Origin of the sequence: Paraburkholderia acidipaludis NBRC 101816, assembly GCF_000684975.1 — a bacterium.
Lineage (GTDB): Bacteria > Pseudomonadota > Gammaproteobacteria > Burkholderiales > Burkholderiaceae > Paraburkholderia > Paraburkholderia acidipaludis.
In genome coordinates this window covers 59,980-81,001 of the sequence record NZ_BAXZ01000021.1, presented here as the reverse complement: position 1 = coordinate 81,001, position 21,022 = coordinate 59,980, and the positions used below count along the sequence as shown (strand labels likewise).

Sequence of the window (21,022 nt, the reverse complement as noted above, 5' to 3'; positions counted from 1 at the left end):
TTTAATCCAGCGCCATCCGGAAACCCACCACGCCCGGATCTTCGGTTGGCGCCACGGTGAAGCCGCAGGCGCGCGCGAGGCCGATCATCGGCGCATTCTCGCGCAGCGCCTCGCCCACCAGCCAGTGTGTGCCGCGCGTGCGCGCATACGCTATCGCGCGCTCCATCAAGAGGCGCCCGAGCCCCTTGCCCTTCAGGTTCGACATGATCGCTACCGCGAACTCGGCCGTCTCGTTGTCCGGGTCCGCCACGGCGCGCACCACGCCCAGCGTGCGCGGCTTGCCGTGCTCGTCGTCCACGGTCGCGATGAGCGCCATCTCGCGGTCGTAGTCGATCTGCGTCATGCGCGCGAGCTGCGAGTGATCGAAGCTGCGCACCGCCGAAAAGAAGCGCAGGCGCAGATCGTTCGGTGTCATCGACTCGATGAAGGCGCGGTGCTGCGCCTCGTCCTCGGGGCGGATCGGGCGGATCGTGAGACGTTCGCCGCCCCAATCCACCGTTTCCTCCAGCCGGCGCGGGTACGGCATGATCGCGAAGCGGCTGCGCTTCTCCGCCAGCAGGAGACGCGGCGCGTCGATCAGCGTTTCGGCGGGCAGCACGCGCAAGGTCACGTGCATGCCGACAATCGCGCGCACGTCGCAGACGATCTGCGACAGCGTGATCAGCACGGCCAGCGCGGGCGCGGGGTCCACGCGCGGCACATAGGGCGACTGCGCGACGATGTCGCGCGCCAGCATCGGATTGAGCGGCGGCAGCCCGTATACGCGCATGGGCGGCAAGATGCCGTCCGGCGAAGGCGCAACGAAGTAGAACACCGGACCGAAGTTCTCGTCGTCGCGAAACTCGACCGTGACTTCCACCACCGGCTTCGTGACGTTCGCCGCCTCGCCTTCGGCAGTCGTCCAGGTCCGCAGGCCAAAGAGCCCCAGCAGCTTCGCCGCCGCCTCGCCCGTGAGCTCGCTTTGGCCCGCGGCCAGCGCGGCACACGTCTGTCCCTGCGCCGCCTCGATCGCACCGGCCTGCTGTGCGGGCGTGCCCTCGGGCGTCTGCATCAAGAGCTCGCGGCCCAGCCGGTAATCGACAAGACGCGCGAACGCGCGCGCGAGGCGCCGCGGCGTGGTGTGCACCGGAATGCCGTGCGCGTGCAGCGCATCGCGCGTTTCGTCGCTCACGCCGCCGAAAAAACACGCCAGCATGCCGCGATAGGCCACCCGCTGGTTCTCGATCAGCGTGCGCGCCACCGCGTCGACCGGCGCGCTGTGCGTGGGCGCGTGCACGACGAATACCGTGCCCGTCTTCGGATGCGGCCCGAGCGCCTGCAACGCGAGCGCGAAGTGCTCGGGCTTCGCCGTTTCGCCCAGCACGAACGGATTGGCCGCCCGCACGTTCGGCAACGCCTTCTCCATCGCCGCGCGCGCCTCGTCGGTCCACGCGGCGAGCGTGTCGCCCGCCTCGTTGAACGCATCGCGCGCCAATGTCGCCACGCCGCGATCGCTCGTGATGAGCGTGGCCGTGTCGCTCGTGGCAACGCGCCCCACACCCAGCGTTTCGATTTCGTCGAGCAGGTCGTCCAGCGTGTCCACGCGCACCATGCCCGCGCGCCGGAACGCCGCCGTGTAGAGTCCGTCGGCCGGATCGTCGCGGCCGCTGCGCAGCGCGAGCACCGGCTTGTTGCGCGCCGCCGCGCGCGCCGCGGACATGAACTTGCGCGGCGCGCGCACGGTGTCGAGTTCAAGGAGGATCGCGCGCGTGGCGGGGTCGCTCGCGAGGTAGTCGAGCACGTCGCCCGCATCCACGTCGGCTTCGTCGCCCAGCGCTACCACATGCGAGAAACCGAGCCCGCGTGCGCCGGCCCAGCGCAGCACGGCGTTGGTGAGCACGTTCGACTGCGAGACCCACGCGACGCCGCCGGGCCTCGCCACCGAGGTCGCCGCGCCGAGCTGCGCATTGAGCGCGGGCGTGAGCACGCCCACGCTGCCGGGCCCGACGATGCGCAGCAGATGCGGCCGCGCGGCGGCCAGCGCATGGCGCAGATCGGCGCGGTCGGTGTCGGTGCGCACCTCGCCGATCAGAATGGCCGCGCGCGTGCCCATGCCGCCCAGGCGATGCACGAGCGCGGGCCACGTGGAAGGCCGCGTGCAGATCACGGCGACGGTGGGCGCTTCGGGCAGGTCGCCTGCGTCCGCCAGCACGGGATGCCCGTCGAAGCCCTGCTCGTCGCCCGTGCGGCGCGGATTGACGGCCCAGAGCGGCCCGGCGAAGCCGCCTTCGATCACGCGCCGCCACACCATTTCGCCGATGCTGCCCTCGCGGCGCGAGGCGCCGATCACGGCGATCGACGTGGGCTGGAATACTGCGTCGAGATTGCGTACGGTCACGGAGGCTCCTGATTATCGGAATGACGGCGGGGATGACGGCGGGAATAGCGGCTGGGACGGCAGCGAGCGTGCCGCCGCACGGAGTCAGGATAGGCGAACCGGATGGATGGCGCGTGGATTTAGCTCAAGCCTGGGCGAGCGGGCGGAGGCATCGCCCTCATTCAAGCAGCAGCGCCCCGAGGAACTCCAACGGGGTAGATGTCCCGCTCGGCCTCGTCTCGCGGCTTGATGTGTTTTTGATGGGTTTCTTCGCCGGCAACACGTATACTCCCAACCAGTATTGACCTATACTGCCCCCGGGTATCCCGACTCCACGACGTCATGCCACATTCCCCCGAAGAAAAGAAACGCGTCCTCACCCGCGTCCGCAAGGTTCGCGGGCAGCTGGACGCGCTCGAGCGCGCGCTCGAAGAAGGCGCCGACTGCGGGCCCGTCCTGCAGCAACTGGCGGCTATTCGAGGCGCAATCAACGGGGTGATGGCCGGCGTGCTCGAAAGCCATCTGCGTGAAGAGTTCACGCAGGCCGCCGGGGCGGCGGAAAACGCTTCCGGATCGATCGACGATGTCGTGACCCTCGTTCGAACCTATTTGCGGTAATCGCCGGCGGGCTCCATGCGCGTCGCGCTGTCGATCCAACACTTCGATCCATCATTTCAATAGGACTGCCATGAAATCACGTGCTGCCGTTGCATTCGGACCCGGCAAACCCCTGGAAATCGTCGAAATCGACGTCGAACCGCCGCGCAAGGGCGAGGTGCTCGTCAAGATCACGCATACCGGCGTATGTCACACCGACGCCTTCACGCTGTCGGGCGACGATCCGGAAGGCCTCTTTCCCGCCGTGCTGGGGCACGAGGGCGCCGGCATCGTCGTCGAAGTGGGCGAAGGCGTGACGAGCGTGAAGCCGGGCGACCACGTCATTCCCCTCTACACCGCCGAATGCGGCGAATGCCTCTTTTGCAAGAGCGGCAAAACCAACCTCTGCGTGGCCGTGCGCGCCACCCAGGGCAAGGGCGTGATGCCCGACGGCACCACCCGCTTCAGCTATAACGGGCAGCCCGTCTACCACTACATGGGCTGCTCCACGTTCAGCGAATACACCGTGGTGGCCGAGGTCTCGCTCGCGAAGATCGACCTGCGGGCCAACCCCGAACAGGTCTGCCTGCTCGGCTGCGGCGTGACCACGGGCCTCGGCGCGGTGAAGAACACAGCAAAGGTGCAGGAAGGCGACACGGTGGCCGTGTTCGGCCTCGGCGGCATCGGCCTCGCCGTCATTCAGGGCGCGAAGCTCGCCAAGGCGGGACGCATCATCGCCATCGACACCAATCCCGGCAAGTTCGACCTCGCGCGCGCTTTCGGCGCCACCGACTGCGTGAACCCGAAGGATCACGAAAAGCCCATTCAGCAAGTGATCGTCGAGATGACCGGCTGGGGCGTGGACCACAGCTTCGAGTGCATCGGCAACGTCAATGTCATGCGGGCGGCGCTAGAATGCGCGCATCGCGGCTGGGGCCAGTCGGTCGTGATCGGCGTGGCCGGGGCCGGCCAGGAAATCTCCACCCGCCCGTTCCAGCTCGTTACCGGCCGCCGGTGGCTCGGCACGGCCTTCGGCGGGGTCAAGGGCCGCTCGCAGCTGCCGGGCATGGTGGAAGACGCGATGAGCGGCAAGATCCAGCTCGCGCCGTTCGTCACCCACACGAAGCCGCTCTCGGGCATCAACGAAGCCTTCGACCTGATGCACGAGGGCAAGTCGATCCGGACCGTCGTTCACTACTGAGCCGAGGACCCGATCCTTATGGAACGCATCGAGCGACACGCCAGCCACGGCGGGCACCAGGAAGTCTGGAAGCACGCCTCCTCCGCCCTCGGCTGCGAGATGAAGTTCGGCATCTATCTGCCCGAGCCTGCGGTGCGGGGCGAGAAGTGCCCCGTGCTGTACTGGCTTTCGGGCCTGACCTGCACGGAGCAGAACTTCATCGTCAAGGCCGGCGCGCAGCGTTACGCGGCGGAACACGGCATCATCCTCGTCGCGCCCGATACGAGCCCGCGCGGCGCCGACGTGGCGGACGATCCGGCTTACGACCTCGGCCAGGGCGCGGGTTTCTATGTCAACGCAACGGCAATGCCGTGGGCGCGGCATTTCCGGATGTACGACTACGTGAGTGCGGAGTTGCCTGCGCTGATCGAGGCGACGTTTCCGGCGAGCGAGGCGCGTTCGATCTTCGGGCACTCCATGGGCGGACACGGCGCGCTGGTCGTGGCGCTGCGCAATCCGGGCCGCTATCGCAGCGTCTCCGCGTTTTCGCCGATCGTTGCGCCGAGTCAGGTGCCGTGGGGGCAAAAGGCGCTCACCGCCTATCTCGGCAATGACCGCGCGGCCTGGATGCAGTACGATGCGACGGCGCTGGTCGGCACCGCCTCCGAACGCTTGCCGATGCTCGTGGATCAGGGCGAAGGCGACGAGTTCCTGGCCAACCAGTTGAAGCCGCAACTCTTGCAGGCAGCCTGCCACGCAGCCGGTTATCCGCTGCAGTTAAAGCTCCGCGCCGGCTACGATCACAGCTACTATTTCATCGCAAGCTTCATTGGCGAACACGTCGCTTTTCACGCCAGCGCGTTGCGCTGAGGCGCAATCCGCATTCATTTCTGGAGACATGGGCATGACGTGGTCCCGCATCCGGCAGGACTATCTGGTACGGTTCTGGGCGCCATTGCCCGCCATTGTTACCGCGGGCGTGCTGTCCGCGTTCTATTTCGGCGTGACCGGCACCTTCTGGGCCGTCACCGGCGAGTTCACCCGCTGGGGCGGGCACATCCTGCAGGCCTTTGGCCTGCATCCCGAGGACTGGGGTTACTTCAAGGTCATCGGCCTGCACGGCGCACCCTGGACCCGTATCGACGGCGTCATGGTGCTCGGCATGTTCGCAGGCAGTCTGTCTGCCGCCCTCTGGGCCAACAACGTCAAGCTGCGTCTGCCGCGCCGCAAGCGCCGCATCGTTCAGGCCCTGGTCGGCGGCGCCATTGCCGGATTCGGCGCGCGGCTCGCCATGGGCTGCAATCTGGCCGCGTTTTTCACGGGCATCCCCCAGTTCTCGCTGCATGCGTGGCTGTTTGCGCTGTCCACCATCGTCGGCTCGTATTTCGGCACGCGCGTGGCCTTGTTGCCGTTCCTGCGCGCCAATGCGCGGCTCGAGCGCGTGACGGCCGGCCAGTCGAGCGCCCGGCCTGTTGTCCGGTCGCCCTGGCAATTCCGCATCGGCATCGTCGTGTTCGGCGCAGCGCTTGCCGCCGCGGTCAGCCTTGCATTCAATGCCCAGAAACTCGGTCTCGCGGCGGTGTTCGGCATCGCATTCGGAGTCCTGATCGAACGCGCGCAAATCTGCTTCACGTCGGCATTCCGCGACATGTGGATCACCGGCCGCACAGCCATGGCGCGCGCCATCGTGCTGGGCATGGCGGCCAGCACGATCGGGATCTTCAGCTACGTCCAGCTTGGCATCGCGCCCAAGATCTTCTGGGCGGGACCGAATGCGATCCTCGGCGGCGTGCTGTTCGGCTTCGGCATTGTGGTTGCGGGCGGCTGCGAAACGGGCTGGATGTACCGCGCGATGGAAGGCCAGGTCCACTACTGGTGGGTTGGCATCGGCAATATCGCTGGCGCCACATTGCTTGCCGCGCAGTGGGATCGCCTCGCTCCCGTGCTCGCGCTGCAGTACCCGAAGATCAACCTGTTGACTACATTCGGGCCTATGGGTGGCCTGATCGTCACCTATGCGGGTCTCGTCGCCGCCTTCTTCCTGCTGCTGTGGTGGGAAAAAACTTTTCTCGATCGCGCACAGTCGCGCGCGGCGAACCAGCCTCAGTCCGGGGGAGCCGCCTGATGACGAACGAAACGCCCACTGCCGATTTCCGGCTCGACCTGAGCGGCGAACCTTGCCCCTATCCGGTCGTCGCAACGCTGGAAGCCATGCCGGGCCTGCAGCCCGGCGAAGTGCTCGAAGTGCTCAGCGACTGCCCGCAGTCGATCAACAGCATCCCCTCGGACGCCCAACGCTACGGCTACCGCGTACTCAAGGTCGAACAGCGCGGGCCGACCATTCACTACTGGATCCAGCGGTAAGCATACCGAACGAATCCTCGGCGATCGAGAAAACCCCCGAAGGGGTTTGCGACAAATCCCGCTCTTACTTCGTCTTGCGGAACGGCGCCCCGGAGTGCTCGCGCAGCTCGTTGAACACGATCTTCGGCCAGGCCTTCTGCGCGACCTCGATTTCGGAGACGTGCGAGGCCAGATAGGTGGGGGCGTTCGAAGCATCGTAGGCCATCCGCGCCTCGTAAGCATCGGTGAAGCGGCGCAGCTCGTTGGAGTCGTCGCAGGTCACCCAGCGCGAGAGGCGATAGCGCGCGGGCATGATGCGCACGGCCACCTTGTACTCGGCCGACAGGCGGTGCGAAACCACTTCGAACTGCAGCTGCCCCACGGCGCCGAGAATCGTCGAACCGCCGTGCAGCGGACGGAACACCTGGATCGCGCCTTCCTCGCCGAGCTGCTTGAGCGCTTCGCCCAATTGCTTCGCGCGCATGGGATCCACCACTTCGACGGTCTGGAAGATTTCCGGTGCGAAAAACGGCAGGCCGGTGAACTGCAGATCCTCACCTTCGGTGAGCGTATCGCCGAGGCTCAGCGTGCCATGATTAGGAATGCCGATGATGTCGCCGGGGTAGGCCTCGGCCACGGTTTCCCGGCGCTGCGAGAGAAAGCTCACCACGTTGTTCGCGCGGAAGGTCTTGTTGTTGCGCGTGACCTTCAGCTGCATGCCGCGTTCGAAGCGTCCCGAGCACACGCGGATGAACGCCACGCGGTCGCGGTGCGCGAGGTCCATGTTCGCCTGCACCTTGAACACGACGCCCGTGAATTTCGGCTCTTCCGGGTCCACCGGGCGCTGCACGGCCATACGCGCGGACGGCGGCGGCGCCAGATCGACGAGCGCGTCGAGAATTTCCTTCACGCCGAAGTTGTTGATCGCCGACCCGAACAGCACCGGCGACTGCTCGCCGGCCAGGAACGCGTCGCGATCGAATTCGGGTGTCGCGCCGGTAATGAGTTCGACTTCTTCCTTGGTGCGCTTCCAGTGATAGCCGAAGCGCTTTTCACCTTCCTCGTCGCCGATGCCCTGCAGCGTCTCCACCGCGCCGCCGAGCGATTGCTCGCCCGCGCGGAACACACGCACCTGGTCGCGCTGAATGTCGTAGACGCCCTGAAACTCCTTGCCCATGCCGATGGGCCAGGTGAAGGGCACCGCCGAAACGCCGAGGTGCTGCTCGATTTCGTCGAGCAGATCGAGCGGCTCGCGCACTTCGCGGTCGAGCTTGTTGATGAACGTAAGAATGGGCGTCTTGCGGCTGCGGCAGACTTCGAGCAGCTTGAGCGTTTGCGCTTCCACGCCGTTCGCCCCGTCGATCACCATCACGGCGGCATCCACCGCCGTGAGCACGCGGTACGTGTCTTCCGAGAAGTCCTCGTGGCCCGGCGTGTCGAGCAGGTTGATCACCGCGTCGCCGTACTCGAACTGCATGACCGAACTCGCGACCGAAATGCCGCGCTGCTTTTCGATCTCCATCCAGTCGGAGGTCGCGAAGCGACCGCTCTTCTTGCCCTTCACGGTACCGGCAATCTGGATCGCGCCCGAAAACAGCAGCAGCTTTTCGGTGAGCGTGGTCTTGCCCGCGTCCGGGTGAGAGATGACCGCGAACGTGCGGCGGCGTTTGAGTTCGGCAACTGACATCGGGCTGGGTATCACTGATGGAATTCGGGCAACCGGGCCGCAAAGGTCCTCGGGTTGCGGCAAGGACGGCGGCGCGGGCGGCCGTCCGGGGCGTCCGGGTTGGCTGACCGGAGAGCGTCGGCGGGCGGGCCGGCGAGCGGCGTCGCGGAAAATCGCACGACCGGTCCGAAACTCGGGACGCACGCCGGCGCAAAACGACGCCGGGGACGAATGATACACGGCATTGCAGCACGCGGACGCAAAGTTCGAGTCGCCCGTGTGGACGGCACGGCAACATGCCGTGCATGACGATGCTCGTGGCAGGCGGGCCATGCCGTGCGCCGTACTGTAGATGGCGAGATTTTACGGGAAGACCCGGGGGCCGTGGAGTACGCTGGATAGCGGCGTGATCGCTGGCGCCGGCGTGCTGCGGCGCCCGATGCGAGCGCCGCGCAGGGTGAGCCTTTACGGGGGGCTCGGCACGGCGGGCGGTGACGGAAAGCGTGAAGGAAGCTTGCGGAGCCCGACGGGGCTGGTTCCTCTCGCTTACTCCGCGATGAGGAACCGGTCGCGGTTCTTGCCGGCCAGCCATCCCGGCGCCCGGCCGCGGCCGCTCCACGTTTCGCCCGTTTTCGGATTCATATAGCGGGCCGGCAGGGGCTTTTTCTTCGGCGTGGCCCCACGGCTTGAAAAGCCGAGTTCTTCCGGCGTGATCTCGTACTCAGCGATCATTGCCTTGATGTCGGCAATCGCCTGCGCAACTTCTTTTTCGCGGGCCGCGGCCACTTCCTTGTGAAGCTTTTCCAGTTGGGCGGTCAATTGCTTGTAGCTCGGCATAAAGAATAGTCTCCAGTTCAGTCGGCAACCGTATTGTGACTGTTTTGGAGCCAGAGCGTGGCGGATTGCGTATTTTTTTTGAAAAAGCCTCGCGGCTCACGCTATCGGGTGGTCTCCCCGCGCTCGCTTTCCCGGACCCGGTCCTCGAGTGCGCAGAGCGCTTCGCTTAGCCGTTTCACGCGCAACGCCTGTGCCGGAACAAGATTCGCACTCGATACCATTTCAACGCGCCCACGCCAATACGAAAGCGGAATGCGATCTGCGCCGGAAAGTCTCGAAACGACACGCTCGAGATGCTCTATATCCTTTTCCAGTTGATGGTGATTCACTGCTGCCCCCGGTAATAACGACCTCTATTCAGAATGAGCCATCGCACACATTGGTGAAAATTTCTGCTTTACCGCCACCTTGCCGCAATAACCCGAATATCCATCTCTATCGCTCTTTTGATAATGTCGAACGCGGCCGGCAAAATTTTCACGATGCCCAAGAATAAGGTTCAATCCGCCGATGTTCCGTTGCCTGCCGAACAGAAGCCTTGTGCCGCCTCCCTCACCCTGATGCCGTATTTGCTTCAAACCGGACCGAAGATTAACGGCGGCCATAACGCCTGTATATTCCTCATTTGTGGAAAAAATATGCACGGCGCATTTCCCGGCAGGGTGCCCGGTGTCCGCCTTGAGTTAATGAGAAAGCCGTGGAACCCGACGAATCGCAATATGACGGCCTGTTGCACGCCATTTACGAAGCAATCGACCATTCCGGCGCATGGAAGGATTTTTGCGAAAAATTGCTGAAGGCGACCGGTGCCGCGTCGGCGCACATTTGCGCGTTCAACCGGCAGATGAAACTCTTTTCTTACGGTTCGGGATTTAACATTTCACAATTCGAGCCGCTGGAACTGATCCAGCCGCTTTATTACGACGATGCCCGGCTGGAATGGCTGCGAATGTTCCCGAGCGCCCGATGGTTGCATTTCAGCGACACCGCCACCACACGGCAGGCAGCCGGGCAGCCCGTATTCGAGCCGCCTACACTGGCGGCCGGCCATCGCCAGGTGTCGGTATGCAAGCTGATCGACAGCGAGGCGCTGACCATCATGGCCGCCTGCCGGCGCGATGCGGTGCAGGGTCCGCTGCCGGCAAGCGCGCGGGCCCTTCTCGAACGGCTCACCGTGCATCTCACGCGCGTCGCGCGCCTTTGCGCGCAGCGTTATGTGCTGAACGCGTCCGAGCTCGCGCACCGCGCGACGCCGCCCGCAATGCTAGTGAACGCGAACGGCGAAGTCCTTCACAGCAACGAACCCGCCTTGCGGCTGTTGCGCGCCACCTCGCTCGTGCGCATGCGCTCGCGCCAGCTGGCGCTCGCGGCGCCTCACCAGGCACGGCTGCAAGAGGACATTGCGATCAGCGAGGCGCGGCTGCGCGCTCGCGGGAGTGGCGCGCTGACCGCGGCTGCGCGGTTTCGCGCCATGCGGATCGTCGCCGACGAGGCGGACGAGCGCGAAGAGCGTGGCGCACCCCCGCTCGCGCCAACGGTGGCGAGCGGTCCCGAGGTGCTTTATGTGTTCTACAACGTACAGACGGCCGGCGACGCCTCCGCCGCCGAACCCGACGCCATTGCGGCGCTCACGTTCTATCACCCGCGCTCCGCGCCGCCCGTCGACGAGCAGGTGCTCGCCGCCGCCTTCGACCTCACGCCCGCCGAATGCCGCATCGCGCATCTGCTCGTGGAAGGTCTCACGCAGAAGGAAATCGCGGCGCGTGTCGGCGTGCAGCACGACACCGTGCGCAAGCAGTTGCAGTCGGTATTCCAGAAGACCGCGACACGGCGTCAGCCGGACCTGCTGCTGCATCTTCCGGCGCGGTCCGCGGAAAGAGGCTAGGGCCTTCGCGCAACTTCATGCCACCTCGCGTTACTTCGCGTTGCAGGCGAAGACGAGGTTGTAGTTGGTGCCGTCGCTGGACGTATTGACGGTGTCGTAGGCGCCGCCGCAACGCGCGCGGGCCTGCTGGGCACACGAATCGCGGTCGCCGGCGGCCGGGCATTGCACCTGGATGGTCGGGCGGCCGTCGGAGAGGAACAGCGGCGTGCTGCTGCTGCACGCGGACAGTGCGGCGAAGAGCGCACAGGCAGTCGTCACGAGAGACAGCCTGCGCATATCGGATAGCAACGACGAACCTGGATGTTTCATGGTGAACCCCGATGGGCCTTCTGGTTTTTTCGACGATGGGATTGTGCCATGCCGCGAGAGCGCTGCGCGGGATACGGGATGGATCGTTGACGCCTGTGAGGATCGCGGTCAATCGGGCCGCGCGAGCGTCCGGTAGGGCGGCGTGCCGCGCGGGTCGGCGGTGACGCGCACGAATACCTGCTCGACGTCGGGGATCGCTTCGAGGCGCCGCTGCAGCGCGTCCCGGTCGAACGCGGCAGGCACGCAGCCCTCCGCATAGACGAAGCGCCGTTGCACCGTGATCCAGAGGCTCGTGCCGGCCAGCAAGGCATCGCCCTGGAGCGCCTGCCGCACGGCTGCTGCAATATCGGCATCGTAGAGATAGGAGTTCGGCTTCGAGCATGTGTGGGCCAGCCAGCAACTCGTGCCGCGTTCGACGCGGTAATGGGCGTCGTCTTCGGCTTCGGACCGGGTCGTCAGCGGGCCGAGCGGCAACGGGCAGGCGCTCACCGCATTCGAAAGCGCAAAGAACGGGTCGTTGTACCAGTTCTTGCGCGCGGCCTGGGCGTCCGATGCGGTCTGCGCCAGCGCCGGAACCTGCGCCTGCACGGCAAGACCGATGGCGAGGCAGACGAGGCGTGCGGCGGCCCGCGCCCGATGCGCGAACCGCCCGCCGCGCGAACCGTATGACGTTGCGAACCGGTTCATCGCCGCCTCCCTGGTCGCCGGCGCCTGCGCGCCGCTCAAGCCACCAGGATAGGCCGCTACGGTCTCCAAAGCAAACCGTTCAGGCGGTCAAATGCCCAATCCCTGCGCGAGTTCGGTGTCGCCGAGCGCGATACCGTGGCGGTGCTGCGCGATGTCGCGAACCGTCTCGATTTCCTGCTGCGCGCGTGCCGAATCCCAGCCGAGCGCATCCGCAGCGATCGTGGCCGTTTCAGCCAGTACGGAACCCGTCAATTGGCCGGCGAGTGCGATCGTCGTGCGACGAAAGAGCAGATCCGCAAGATGCGCGACCATTTCGTATAGGCATAGGTAGCGCATCTCTCGCACGGTGTAACCGGGCGCGCCGGTGAGCAGCTTGTCGTCGGAACCATCGTGCTTTCGCGAGCAAAAAACCGCAATTTCGGATGCGGTCGAGCCGTAACGCGACAGCAGCGTTTCGGCGCGCCCGGCCGAAATTCCGCAGCGCGCGGCAAGGGCTGCTATCCAGTCGGCCTGCTCCGCTGCCGTGCGTGGAAAGCCGCGTCCCCCTCCAATCGCCTCCGCGCGGGTGCTGACACGGCGAGACCGCCCGAGGCGCCGGAGCGTGTCGTCGGCGACCGATTCGGCAAATCCCCGGAAGGTCGTCCATTTCCCGCCGACCAGCGAGAGCACGGGAATGCGCGTTTCGGGCAGGTGATCGACATGCACCACATGATCGCGGCTGACCTCGCCGGGGTCCGCCGCTTCGGACCAGGGCAACGGCCGCACGCCGCTGTAGCGGAACACGATGTTCGAAGCGGTCAGCGCGCAGCCGGGAAACACGGTCCTGAGCACGCCGAGCATGTACTCGGCCTCGCTGTCCTCGCAGCGCACCTGGTCGGGATCTTCCACGCGCAGATCGGTCGAACCCACGAGAAGCTTTCCCATGAACGGATAGACAAGGCAGATCCGGCCGTCCTTCGAACCGAAATAGACCATGCGGCCGCGCAGCTGCGCATGAAGTTCGGGCTGGTCCACGATCAGATGAGAGCCCTTGGTCCCGCCTATGTACCGGCGTTGAATGCCGAGCGACCGGTTCACGCTGTCGATCCAGGCGCCGCCGGCATTGATGACGACGTCCGGCATGACGGGAAAGCGCCGGTCAGACACGACATCGCGTAACCAGACCGTCTCTCCCTTCACCTGGTCGACCGTCACGTAATTCGCCGCGAGCGCGCCGTCGCCGGCAATCATGCCGTCGGCAACGAGTTCGTAGTTGAGACGTTCGGCCTGGGTCACCTGGGCGTCGAAATAGGTGGCGGTGGCCTTGATGGTGGGATCGAGCGAGGGCAGTTCCCGCAGGGAACGCGCTCTCAGCGCGAGCCGGTGCCGCGGCATGCTGCGCTCGTGACGTCCGAGGAAATCGTAGAGGGTCAGGCCAAGCTCCGAAATGATCGCTCCGCGGTCGGCCAGCTTCGTCTGCATACCGAAGAAACGCAGCGCGGAAGGGACGATGCCGCCAAAGAACGAATGGATGGGCAGCACGGTTTCCAGAGGCCGCACGAAGTGCGGCGCATTCCTTAGCAGCCGGTTGCGCTCCCGCGTGGATTCGGCGACGAGCCGCCATTCTCCCGTCTCTAGATACTTCAGGCCGCCGTGAATCAGCCGCGAAGGGGCCGAACTCGCGCCGGATGCGAAGTCCGCCTTGTCGATCAGCAGACAATCGACCTGCTGCAACGACAAGTCGCGGAACACCCCCGCGCCATTGATTCCACCGCCGACGATCAGCACGCTGACACGCGGTTGCCGTGCCAGCCTCTCCAGAGCGGATTCGCGCGTTCGCTGCATCATCGGCCGTCTCGCGAACCGTGCGCCACGGCGGCCCGGTCGAGCGCCGGCCATGACGGGCGCGTGCCTGAAATGAGCTGCATGTAGAGGTCGTATGCTTCGTTGAACTGTTCGTGACGGTCCCGATCCGGTTCGTGCGTCCGCCGGACCCGGCAGGCTTGTGCGCATGCCTGCGGCAAGGACGCGTACACCCCCGTGCTCACGCCCGCACAAAGCGCCGCGCCGAGCGCGCTGGCTTCCTGGCTTTCGGGAATATCGATCCGCATCCCCAGAATGTCGGCGAACAGTTGCGCGAGCATGGGGCTTGACGACCCGCCTCCCGTCAGGCCCGCCCGCTGCGCGGCAAAGGCACTGGTCAGTGCTTCGACGTGGTAGCGATGATTGAAAACGGTGCCTTCGAGCACGGCCCGCGCCAGATGGGCGCGACGATGCCAGCTTCGGATTCCGAAGAATGAGGCGCTTGCGGATTGCTCGAACGGCGATCCGAACAGGAACGGATGAAACATGACGGAGCTCGGTTCGGCAAATGCGGCCCGCAATTCGTCCTCTATCAAGTCGAACAGCGAGCATCCCCGTTGCGCCGCCTGTTGCGCTTCGAGTGCGAAGCACTCCCGCAGGAACCAGTCGACATTGCTCGACGAGGCCGGAGAAATCGACATGTTCATCCACTGGCCGTCACGCGTGCCGTTGCGGCACGACCAGCGCGCATCCCATTGCGGACGATCGGAAAGGATCTCGTTGATACTGAACGTCCCCGCCGTAATCGACACGGTGCCCGGCTCCGTAATGCCCATCCCCACGGCGCTCGACGTGACGTCGTGCAATCCGCACGCGACCGGCGTGCCCTCTTTCAGCCCGGTCTGCCGCGCGGCCTGCGCGGTGACGCGTCCCGCCCGCGCGGCGGACGGCACGATTTCCGGCAGCGCGCGGCCGAGGGGCGCCATGCCGTAAAGCTGGAGGACCGCATTACCGTAGCGCTGCGTGCGGACCTCGGTGAAGGAGGAACTGGCTTCGGTGGGATCGGTCGCCGGCACGCCGGTCAGACAGAAACGCAGCCAGTCCTTGCAAAAGAACACGTGCCCGATTTGCGCATACCGCTGCGGCTCGTTGAGTTCGATCCATTTGAGCAGGCTGACGGCGGCATACGGATAGGGACGCTGCCCGGTGAGCTCCAGCGCCTGTTGCAGCACGCCGGTTTCGCGCCATTGATCGCGGACCTCCGAGGCCCGGCTGTCGAGCGACAGGATTCCAGCGCCGAGCGGCGCTCCCTCGCGGTCGACGAGGTAAAGCCCGTCGCCGTGCCCCGTCACCCCGACAGCCGCAATGGCATCCGCCGGAACCTTGCCGGATTCGAGCGCATCGCGAATCGCCGCGCCCGCCGCCGCCCAGGTTTCGTTCATGTCCCGCTCGACGTGGCGAGGACGCGGCTGCCGCTGCTCCACACGCCGCGACCCCACCGCCACGGTACGGCCCGCGGTGTCGAAGATAACGGCCTTGGTGGCGGTCGACCCGCTATCGAGGCCGAGCAGATACGTCTCCATCGTGTCTCCGGTACGCCCGTTCGGCGGCTGCGATCGGCTCCGTCACGACAAGGAGCCCCGACCGCCCACACCTATCGGCGGTCTATCGGCGGTATTTCGAATCGACCGCGTTGATTGCCGTCACGTTACCCGCGCTTCGGCCGTTCTCGTCGAAGGTCTGCGCGAGAAAGGCATCGGCAATGGCCTTGGCCACTTCGGGCCCGATCACGCGCGAGCCCATGGTGATGATCTGCGCGTTGTTCGAGAGCGCCGCGCGCTCCGCGGAATAGGTGTCGTGGCACAACGCCGCGCGAATCCCGCGCACCTTGTTGGCGGAAATACAAACGCCTATTCCCGTGCCGCAGATCAGGATGGCCCGGTCGTAGGCGCCGCGCACCACGTCCGACGCCACGCGGTCGGACAGATCCGCATAGAACTCCTGATTACCCTGGTCGTTTTCCGATACCTCGGAAACGTCGAACCGGTCCTTGAGATATTCCGCCAGCACATGGGCGAGCCCGGCCCCCGCGCTGTCTCCGGCAATTGCAAGCTTCACGATGATCTCCTTCAGTTTTGGATGGCAACCGCGCGGCGACCTCAGAGCACCGCCCTGACCCGCGCGACGATATCCCGGTACCCGGCCACATCCCAGGCCGAGCGCCCGATGAACAGTCCGTCGATATGCGCGCAGGCGGCCAGCCCGGCGCAGTTGTCGGGGTTGACCGAGCCGCCGTAAAGGCATGGCACGCGCCGGCCGAGCATGTCGTGCGCCGCCGCGATGATCTCGGCCTGGCGAGCGTCGGCATAGGCGGCGCTGGCCGGCACGCCGCGCTCGCCGATGGCCCAGACCGGCTCGTAGGCAAACAGCAGCGGCGCCGCGCGAGAGTCGGCGTTCAATCGCGCCAGCGCGCCGCGCACCTGGGCAGCCAGCACTTCGGTGGCGGCCCCGCTGTCGCGATCGGCCAGGGTTTCGCCGATGCAGATCAGCGGAGTCAGCCCGTGCCGCACCGCGGCTTCCACCTTGAGCCCAACCGTGTCGTCGGTCTCGCCGAAATGCTCGCGCCGCTCGGAGTGGCCGAGTTCGACCAGGTCCATGGCGCAATCCACCAGCATCGGCGCCGAAATCTCGCCGGTCCAGGCGCCGCGATCAGCCCAGTGCATGTTCTGCGCGCCGACCTTCACGCTGGTCGGCGCGAGGATCGCCTTGACTTCGCGGATGGCGGTAAACGGCGGAATCACGAAGCGCTGCACGCGCGCGTCGGGGGTATCGTCGAGCAAGCCCTGAGCAAAGGCGCGCGCCTCGGCCAGGGTCTTGTTCATTTTCCAACTGGTGCCAATCCAGAAAGGGAAGTGGGTCATGATGAGGTCGTCAATCGGATGCGCAAACTCGTGCCGCTGCAAATCGGACAGGGAGAGCGAGCCGGGTCGCCCCGGCGTCTCCCCGCCGTCACATCACTTCGCCAGGGTGAACGGCGCGATGAACTTACCCGCATTGGCCTTGGTGATAAGGATGCAGTCGAACAACTGCTTTTCGGCGCTCACGCCCGTCTTGCCCGTCTTCAGGAACTGGTCGGCCTCCTGCACGGCCTTGGCGGCAAACGTGGCGACCGGCTGCAGCACCGTGTACTGCAACTCGCCGGCCTTCACCGCGGCAACCGCGGCCGGCGAGCCGTCGAACCCGCCCACCTTCACCTGCGAGAGCTTGCCGGCCTGCTTGAGCGCGGCAATGGCGCCCAGCGCCATCTCGTCGTTGCCGCTGATCACGCCCATGACGTCGGGGTGCGCCTGCAGCAGGCTCTGCGTCGCGTTAAAGCCCTGGGTGCGATCCCAGTTGGCGACCTGCGATCCGACTTCCTTCAGGTCCGGATACTGGCTGAGCACCGAGCGGTAGCCATTGGAACGCGTGGCCGCGTTGTTGTCGGACGGCGCGCCCAGCAGCTCCACATAGTTGCCCTTCGAACCGACGTCCTTCACCCACTGCTGGGCGCCCAGTGCCGCACCTTGCGCGTTGTTCGAAACGAGCTGCGCCTTGGCGATGCCCTCCTGGTTGATCTCGGCATTGACGAGGAAGACGGGGATATTGGCGGCGACGGCCTTCTTGACCGCGCCAATGGACCCGCTGGCATTCGCCGGATCGAGAATGATCGCAACCGACTTGTTGGTGATCGCGGTGTCGATCAACTGGCTCTCGGTGTTGGTGTCGCCTTTCGACGCCGCGACGTTCGCGGTATAGCCGAGCTTTTGCGCCTCGGCCGCGGCGACCTTGCCTTCGGTCAGCCAGTAGGGGTTCGCGGGATCGTTGACGATGATGGTCATGAGCCCGTGGTTCTGCGCCTGGGCCTGCCCCGCGAACAGGGGCATGGCGACGGCGAGCGCAAGGAGCATCAAGGTATGTCTTTTGGTAATCATGGTAGTCGGTCTCTTTGTTCGGTTAGTGATGGCGTCTGGGTCTGACATGCTTCCCGCAAGCCGGCGGCGCAGTTCGAGCGTTGCCGACGCCTTACGCGGAAGTGGGTTGGCTGCCGGTCGGCGCGGGACGCTTGACGCGGCGGCGATACTGAATGGCATTGAGCAGCACCGCGAGCACGATGACGGCCCCGGTGAACACGGTCTGCCAATACGAGGAGATGCCGATGATGACGAGGCCGTCGGAAAGAAAGCCGATCACGAAGGCCCCGAGCAGGGTGCCGCGAATGTTGCCGGTGCCGCCCGTCAGCCGCGCACCGCCGATGACCACGGCGGCGATGGCCGTCAGTTCGTAGGTCGTGCCGGCCGTCGGACCGGCGGAAGTGAGCTGCGACGACAGGATCAAGCCGGCGATGGCCGCGCAGACGCCCGAGAGCATGTAGACGCTGATCTGCACTTTCTTCACCGGCACACCGGAAAGCTCGGCGGCGCGCTCGTTGCCGCCCGAAGCGTAGAGCCAGCGGCCGAACGGCGTGCGGCTCAAGAGGATGCCGCCGAGCAGCGCGATGACCACCAGAATCAGCACGCCAACGGGAATGCCGAACAGACGATCGAAGCCGAGCCAGTTGAATCCCGTGTTGCCCAGGTCCGCACGGCCGCCGAGATTGTTGTAGGTCAGGCCGTTGGTCATCAGGAGTGCCAGGCCACGCACGACGTACATCACCCCGAGCGTGGCGACGAAAGCCGGCACCTTGAACCGCGCGATGAGCACGCCGTTGACGAGGCCGATGAACGCGCCGAGCAGGCAGCACAGCACCACGACCACCCAGACCGCCGGATACAGCACGGCGCCGAACAGGTTCAGCGTCACGCCCTGCATGAGGAATCCGGCCACCACGCCGGACAAGCCGAGCGTCGAACCCACCGACAGATCGATGCCGCCGTTGATGATCACGAGCAGCATGCCGATCGCGAGAATGCCGTAGATGGCCACGTGCGAGGCCATCGTCAGGAAGTTCTCGAGCGAGAAATAGTTCGGCGAAAGCGACGAGAAGAGGATGACGATCGCGATCAGCGCGAAGAAGGCTCGTCCCTCCAGCAGCATCTTGCCGATGTCGAATCCGGAGCCGAAGCGGCTCGCGTGGGTCGTTGAATGGGAAGGCTTGGCGGCGTCGTTCACGTTCAAATCTCCATACATCTCGACGATCAGATCGCCACGGCTTCGCCGGAGGCGGCCATGATCTGGTCTTTGGTGGCATCGGTGCCGAACTCCGCGGAAATCCGGCCCCGCCGCATGACGACAATGCGATGCGCGATGCTCAGGCATTCGGCAACTTCCGATGTGGAAAACAGCACGGCGAGACCCTGCGCGGCGCTCTCGGCAAGCAGGCGGAAGACTTCGGCCTTCGCGCCGATATCGATGCCGCGGCTGGGCTCGTCGAGCAAGATGACTTTGGGCTGCGTGGCCAGCATCTTCCCGATCACGACCTTTTGCTGATTGCCGCCCGAGAGGGAGCCGATCACCGCCCCCGGTCCCGAGGTCTTGACGCGCACGTTGCGAATCGACTGGCCAACGAGCTCGTGTTCGCGGAAAGAGGAAAGCAACAGCCCCCGCACGAAGCTGCGGATGCTCGCGAGCGAAAGGTTGGTGCCAACGGTCATGGTCTGGACAAGACCGTCGCGCTGACGATCCTCCGGCACCAGCACGAGGCCCCGCGCAATGCGCCCGGCGATGCTCAGCGAGGCAAGGTCCTCGCCTTCGAGCAGGATCTTGCCGCCGGTCGTCGGATGGCGGCCGGCGACGGCTTCGAGCAGTTCCGTGCGCCCCGCCCCCATCAGTCCGTAAATGCAGACGATCTCGCCCGCGCGCACCCGCAGCGACAGGTGATCGACCACGGAAATGCCGGCTCCGGACGGGTCGGCAACGCTCACGTCCTCGATCGCGAGCGCGACCTCGCCGAACGCATAGCCCGTGGGCGGCGAGCCAAGATCGAAGTTCTCGCCCACCATGTTGCGCACGATCCAGCCCAGATCGATCTCGCTCGCTTCGGCCGTCGCGGTAATCCTGCCGTCGCGCAGCACCACGGCGTAGTCGGTGATCTGCAGCGCCTCTTCGAGGTGATGCGAGATGTAGACGATCGACACGCCGCGGCTCGTCAGGTCGCGGATCACCTTGAACAGCACTTCCACCTCGGAAGCGCTCAGCGCCGAAGTCGGCTCGTCCATGATGAGGATGCGCGAGTCGATCGAAAGCGCCCGGGCAATTTCGACCACCTGCTGCTGGCCCAGCCGCAGGTCCTGAACGAGGGTCAGCGGGTCGATCTGCTCCTCGTCGAGGGAAACCATGAGATCCCTCGTTTGCCGCGCTTCCTCGGCAAAATTGACGCCCATGGCGGCGCGCAGTTCGCGGCCCATGAAGATGTTGTCGCGCACGCTCAGATTGGGCGCGAGGCTCAGCTCCTGGTGGATGATCGAGATGCCGTGGTCGCGCGCGTCGTTCGCCGAGGAAAAAGCGATGCGTTCTCCGTCGAGTTCGATATGCCCCGACGTCGGCGTCTCCACGCCGGCCAGGATCTTCATCAGCGTCGATTTGCCCGCGCCGTTCTCGCCGAACAGGGTGGTCACCTTGCCGCGCCGGATGTCGAAGTTCACCCCCTTCAGGGCGTGCACGCCGCCGTACGACTTGACGATGTCGCGCGCCGACAGCACCACGTCGTCCGGAATGGATTGCAGCGGGAGCGCACTCATCATTTCACTTCCAGCTTGACCGGCGTGACGAGCCAGCCGTTCGGATTGATCAACTGGAATACGCCGACGACCGAAACGGTCTTGCCCGTCAACTTGCTGGTGTCGACTTTCGACAGGACCTCTTTTTTCATCTCCGCGTTGATCGCGTATCCCGCGTTCTGGTAGTCGATCTGGTTCGTGAACTGCTCGAAACTGATGGTGCCCGTGGCGTCGCGCAGATCGGTGCCGTTGATCGCCGGACCGGTCTGCACCCGGACGGTCACGGCATCGGGCAAACCCGGCACCTTGACGTAATAAACGCCGTCGTCGTCCTTGCCGGCCACGCCCGTGAAGCTGACCGACATTTCGGGGCCGATTCCGCCGCCCGCCACGCCGTACTGCTTGCCGGCCGCGTCCGCGTCGCTCGCAATGGCCGCGGCCAGCGTCGCAGCACTGACTGCGCGCTTCTCGATCGCGGCCTGCGTCTTCGGAAACTGCGTCGCGCCGTAGGCCGCCGGATCGAAGGTCTTGACCTGCGTATCCGAGTCGGACCCGATCTTCACGACCTTCGTGCTCAGCGCCATCGCCGCAATCAGAATCAGCGCCAGCACGGCCGCGACCGCTGTCCAGGCGCTGCGTCTCGCGCGGCGCTTCATCGGCGGGGTGAATGTGCTCATAGTCAAGA

21 protein-coding genes are annotated in these 21,022 nt (G+C 65.5%); 6 read left to right on the top strand and 15 right to left on the bottom strand.

Features of this window, described 5'->3' with window-relative positions; translation table 11 throughout:
* Position 1: 1 nt before the first annotated feature.
* Positions 2 to 2,377 carry a bifunctional acetate--CoA ligase family protein/GNAT family N-acetyltransferase gene (locus BAC01S_RS22255; protein ID WP_027796743.1) on the bottom strand — a complete coding sequence of 792 codons (2,376 nt, stop codon included), beginning with the start codon at positions 2,375 to 2,377 and terminating at the stop codon, positions 2 to 4.
* A 321-nt stretch (positions 2,378 to 2,698) separates the two neighbouring features.
* On the opposite strand from BAC01S_RS22255, the gene frmR reads away from it, so the two are divergent.
* From frmR to yedF, 5 genes are all read left to right on the top strand, one after another.
* A complete protein-coding gene (gene frmR, locus BAC01S_RS22250; protein ID WP_027796742.1) occupies positions 2,699 to 2,974 on the top strand; it encodes a formaldehyde-responsive transcriptional repressor FrmR in 276 nt (91 codons plus the stop codon).
* A 70-nt stretch (positions 2,975 to 3,044) separates the two neighbouring features.
* A complete protein-coding gene (locus BAC01S_RS22245) occupies positions 3,045 to 4,154 on the top strand; it encodes an S-(hydroxymethyl)glutathione dehydrogenase/class III alcohol dehydrogenase (RefSeq protein ID WP_027796741.1) in 1,110 nt (369 codons plus the stop codon).
* Between the two features lie 18 nt (positions 4,155 to 4,172).
* Positions 4,173 to 5,003: an S-formylglutathione hydrolase gene (gene fghA / locus BAC01S_RS22240; RefSeq protein ID WP_027796740.1), complete on the top strand. Its 831-nt coding sequence runs from the start codon at positions 4,173 to 4,175 to the stop codon at positions 5,001 to 5,003.
* Between the two features lie 34 nt (positions 5,004 to 5,037).
* Positions 5,038 to 6,258 (top strand): selenium metabolism membrane protein YedE/FdhT, encoded by a 1,221-nt coding sequence (gene yedE / locus BAC01S_RS22235; RefSeq protein ID WP_027796739.1) that lies wholly within the window; start codon positions 5,038 to 5,040, stop codon positions 6,256 to 6,258.
* Positions 6,258 to 6,497, top strand: coding sequence for a sulfurtransferase-like selenium metabolism protein YedF (gene yedF / locus BAC01S_RS22230; protein WP_027796738.1), 240 nt, complete (start codon positions 6,258 to 6,260; stop codon positions 6,495 to 6,497). The genes yedE and yedF overlap by 1 nt, the downstream gene beginning before the upstream one ends.
* 64 nt (positions 6,498 to 6,561) lie before the next feature.
* Here the strand turns inward: yedF and BAC01S_RS22225 are convergent, their stop codons facing one another.
* The 4 genes from BAC01S_RS22225 to BAC01S_RS34795 all read right to left on the bottom strand — a co-directional run bounded on the left by BAC01S_RS22225 (position 6,562) and on the right by BAC01S_RS34795 (position 9,623).
* Complete coding sequence (locus BAC01S_RS22225; RefSeq protein WP_027796737.1) at positions 6,562 to 8,163, bottom strand: peptide chain release factor 3; 1,602 nt, start codon at positions 8,161 to 8,163, stop codon at positions 6,562 to 6,564.
* Between the two features lie 525 nt (positions 8,164 to 8,688).
* Positions 8,689 to 8,979, bottom strand: a complete 291-nt coding sequence (locus BAC01S_RS22220) for an H-NS histone family protein (RefSeq protein WP_027796736.1) — start codon at positions 8,977 to 8,979, stop codon at positions 8,689 to 8,691.
* Between the two features lie 101 nt (positions 8,980 to 9,080).
* Positions 9,081 to 9,308 carry a hypothetical protein gene (locus BAC01S_RS35675; protein ID WP_084168773.1) on the bottom strand — a complete coding sequence of 76 codons (228 nt, stop codon included), beginning with the start codon at positions 9,306 to 9,308 and terminating at the stop codon, positions 9,081 to 9,083.
* 24 nt (positions 9,309 to 9,332) lie between these two features.
* Positions 9,333 to 9,623: a hypothetical protein gene (locus BAC01S_RS34795; protein ID WP_156954502.1), complete on the bottom strand. Its 291-nt coding sequence runs from the start codon at positions 9,621 to 9,623 to the stop codon at positions 9,333 to 9,335.
* 53 nt (positions 9,624 to 9,676) lie between these two features.
* On the opposite strand from BAC01S_RS34795, the gene BAC01S_RS22215 reads away from it, so the two are divergent.
* Positions 9,677 to 10,864 (top strand): helix-turn-helix transcriptional regulator, encoded by a 1,188-nt coding sequence (locus BAC01S_RS22215; RefSeq protein ID WP_027796735.1) that lies wholly within the window; start codon positions 9,677 to 9,679, stop codon positions 10,862 to 10,864.
* Between the two features lie 30 nt (positions 10,865 to 10,894).
* Here the strand turns inward: BAC01S_RS22215 and BAC01S_RS22210 are convergent, their stop codons facing one another.
* The 10 genes from BAC01S_RS22210 to BAC01S_RS22165 all read right to left on the bottom strand — a co-directional run bounded on the left by BAC01S_RS22210 (position 10,895) and on the right by BAC01S_RS22165 (position 21,014).
* Entirely contained in the window at positions 10,895 to 11,122 is a 228-nt protein-coding gene (locus BAC01S_RS22210) for a YgdI/YgdR family lipoprotein (protein ID WP_156954506.1), read from the bottom strand.
* 159 nt (positions 11,123 to 11,281) lie between these two features.
* Entirely contained in the window at positions 11,282 to 11,860 is a 579-nt protein-coding gene (locus BAC01S_RS22205; protein WP_156954501.1) for a BON domain-containing protein, read from the bottom strand.
* A gap of 87 nt (positions 11,861 to 11,947) precedes the next feature.
* A complete protein-coding gene (locus BAC01S_RS22200; protein ID WP_027796732.1) occupies positions 11,948 to 13,687 on the bottom strand; it encodes a glycerol-3-phosphate dehydrogenase/oxidase in 1,740 nt (579 codons plus the stop codon).
* Positions 13,684 to 15,225, bottom strand: coding sequence for an FGGY-family carbohydrate kinase (locus BAC01S_RS22195; RefSeq protein WP_027796731.1), 1,542 nt, complete (start codon positions 15,223 to 15,225; stop codon positions 13,684 to 13,686). Before BAC01S_RS22195 ends, BAC01S_RS22200 begins: the two co-directional genes overlap by 4 nt.
* Positions 15,226 to 15,307: 82 nt before the next feature.
* A complete protein-coding gene (derI, locus tag BAC01S_RS22190; RefSeq protein ID WP_027796730.1) occupies positions 15,308 to 15,760 on the bottom strand; it encodes a D-erythrulose-4-phosphate isomerase in 453 nt (150 codons plus the stop codon).
* A gap of 41 nt (positions 15,761 to 15,801) precedes the next feature.
* A complete protein-coding gene (locus BAC01S_RS22185) occupies positions 15,802 to 16,563 on the bottom strand; it encodes a triose-phosphate isomerase (RefSeq protein ID WP_027796729.1) in 762 nt (253 codons plus the stop codon).
* Positions 16,564 to 16,656: 93 nt separating this feature from the next.
* Positions 16,657 to 17,613, bottom strand: a complete 957-nt coding sequence (locus BAC01S_RS22180; protein WP_043203241.1) for a D-ribose ABC transporter substrate-binding protein — start codon at positions 17,611 to 17,613, stop codon at positions 16,657 to 16,659.
* 91 nt (positions 17,614 to 17,704) lie between these two features.
* Positions 17,705 to 18,790 (bottom strand): ABC transporter permease, encoded by a 1,086-nt coding sequence (locus BAC01S_RS22175; RefSeq protein WP_027796727.1) that lies wholly within the window; start codon positions 18,788 to 18,790, stop codon positions 17,705 to 17,707.
* A gap of 26 nt (positions 18,791 to 18,816) precedes the next feature.
* Positions 18,817 to 20,361, bottom strand: coding sequence for a sugar ABC transporter ATP-binding protein (locus tag BAC01S_RS22170; RefSeq protein WP_027796726.1), 1,545 nt, complete (start codon positions 20,359 to 20,361; stop codon positions 18,817 to 18,819).
* Complete coding sequence (locus BAC01S_RS22165) at positions 20,358 to 21,014, bottom strand: DUF2291 family protein (protein ID WP_027796725.1); 657 nt, start codon at positions 21,012 to 21,014, stop codon at positions 20,358 to 20,360. The genes BAC01S_RS22170 and BAC01S_RS22165 overlap by 4 nt, the downstream gene beginning before the upstream one ends.
* Positions 21,015 to 21,022 lie beyond the last annotated feature (8 nt).

Excerpts from the sequence above, each read along its gene's own strand:
- yedF (WP_027796738.1), top strand. The coding sequence starts at position 6,258 with ATGACGAACGAAACGCCCACTGCCGATTTCCGGCTCGACCTGAGCGGC.
- BAC01S_RS22170 (WP_027796726.1), bottom strand. The coding sequence starts at position 20,361 with ATGATGAGTGCGCTCCCGCTGCAATCCATTCCGGACGACGTGGTGCTG.
- BAC01S_RS22225 (WP_027796737.1), bottom strand. The coding sequence starts at position 8,163 with ATGTCAGTTGCCGAACTCAAACGCCGCCGCACGTTCGCGGTCATCTCT.
- BAC01S_RS22185 (WP_027796729.1), bottom strand. The coding sequence starts at position 16,563 with ATGACCCACTTCCCTTTCTGGATTGGCACCAGTTGGAAAATGAACAAG.
- BAC01S_RS22195 (WP_027796731.1), bottom strand. The coding sequence starts at position 15,225 with ATGGAGACGTATCTGCTCGGCCTCGATAGCGGGTCGACCGCCACCAAG.
- fghA (WP_027796740.1), top strand. The coding sequence starts at position 4,173 with ATGGAACGCATCGAGCGACACGCCAGCCACGGCGGGCACCAGGAAGTC.
- BAC01S_RS22200 (WP_027796732.1), bottom strand. The coding sequence starts at position 13,687 with ATGATGCAGCGAACGCGCGAATCCGCTCTGGAGAGGCTGGCACGGCAA.
- yedE (WP_027796739.1), top strand. The coding sequence starts at position 5,038 with ATGACGTGGTCCCGCATCCGGCAGGACTATCTGGTACGGTTCTGGGCG.
- BAC01S_RS22180 (WP_043203241.1), bottom strand. The coding sequence starts at position 17,613 with ATGATTACCAAAAGACATACCTTGATGCTCCTTGCGCTCGCCGTCGCC.
- BAC01S_RS22220 (WP_027796736.1), bottom strand. The coding sequence starts at position 8,979 with ATGCCGAGCTACAAGCAATTGACCGCCCAACTGGAAAAGCTTCACAAG.
- BAC01S_RS22205 (WP_156954501.1), bottom strand. The coding sequence starts at position 11,860 with ATGAACCGGTTCGCAACGTCATACGGTTCGCGCGGCGGGCGGTTCGCG.
- BAC01S_RS22165 (WP_027796725.1), bottom strand. The coding sequence starts at position 21,014 with ATGAGCACATTCACCCCGCCGATGAAGCGCCGCGCGAGACGCAGCGCC.
- frmR (WP_027796742.1), top strand. The coding sequence starts at position 2,699 with ATGCCACATTCCCCCGAAGAAAAGAAACGCGTCCTCACCCGCGTCCGC.
- BAC01S_RS22245 (WP_027796741.1), top strand. The coding sequence starts at position 3,045 with ATGAAATCACGTGCTGCCGTTGCATTCGGACCCGGCAAACCCCTGGAA.